This is a genomic window from Streptomyces sp. NPDC089799 (assembly GCF_040684755.1).
In the GTDB taxonomy this organism is placed as follows: domain Bacteria; phylum Actinomycetota; class Actinomycetes; order Streptomycetales; family Streptomycetaceae; genus Streptomyces.
Window position 1 is genome coordinate 1 of the sequence record NZ_JBFBGR010000088.1, and the last position, 1,086, is coordinate 1,086.

Consider the following 1,086-nt stretch of genomic DNA (forward strand, 5'->3'; position numbering starts at 1 on the left):
TGTATTGACCCGCAGGGTTGTTAACGCGGCTGATGGGTGGGTGTCCGCCCAGTGCGGTGTGGCAGCGGTGGTGGTTGTAGGTGTGGAGGAAGTCTGCCAGGGCTGCTGTCCGCTCGTCGTTCGAGGTGTAGGGCCGCAGGTAGGCCCACTCGTCGAGCAGGGTGCGGTTGAGGCGTTCGACCTTGCCGTTTGTCTGGGGCCGGTAGGGCCGGGTTCGCTTGTGGGTGATCCCGGCTGCTGCCAGCGCGTCGCGCCAGGCGTGGGATTTGTAGCAGGAGCCGTTGTCGGTCAGGACGCGTTCGACGGTGATGCCGTGGGCGGCGAAGAATGTCTGGGCCCGCTGCCAGAAGGCGACGGCGGTCTCCTTGCGCTCGTCGGTGAGGACCTCGCTGTAGGCCAGGCGGGAGTGGTCGTCGACGGCGGAGTGGACGTAGCTGTAGCCGATAACCGGTTTGGAGCTCTTGCGCTTGCTGGTGGTGGCGAGCTTGTTGTCCATCGCCTGCTGGCGGTCCATGACCTTGTGCCCGCCGCCGTCGGGGATGTTGCCGAGCTTTTTGATGTCGACGTGGACCAGCTCGCCCGGCCGGGCCCGTTCGTAGCGGCGGACGACTGCTCCGGTGGGGCGGTCGAGCCAGGCCAGCCGGTTCAGGCCGTGCCGGACCAGGATCCGGTGCACGGTCGAGGCCGGCAGGCGCATGATCGGGCCGATGCGGGCCGGGCCGAGTTTCCGTTCGGTCCGCAGCCGGCAGACCTGTTCCTCGACCGCGGCCGCGGTCCGGTGCGGTGTCGTGTGGGGCCTGCTCGACCGGTCACGCAGGCCGTGCTCGCCCTCGGCCTGCCAGCGGCGGACCCACTTGTGGGCGGTCGGACGGGATATGCCCATCTCCGCCGCCACGTGGGCGACCGGACGCCCGGCGAGAACGCGCTCGACCAGGATCCGCCTGCCGTGAACGGTCAGCCGGGCATTACGGTGGGACACGAAGACCTCCGTGTGCGGTGTAGTCCTAGACACCTCCACCACACCGGAGGTCTTCGTCATCATCAAGACCCAGCCCCGTTAACAACGCTCGTGGTCAATACACCTAG

General features: G+C 67.9%; 1 protein-coding gene. It reads right to left on the reverse strand.

Features of this window, described 5'->3' with window-relative positions:
• Positions 1-979 (reverse strand): IS481 family transposase (locus AB0O36_RS37020; RefSeq protein WP_365118403.1); only part of this gene is annotated, 979 nt, incomplete at its 3' end.
• Between the last annotated feature and the right edge of the window lie 107 nt (positions 980-1,086).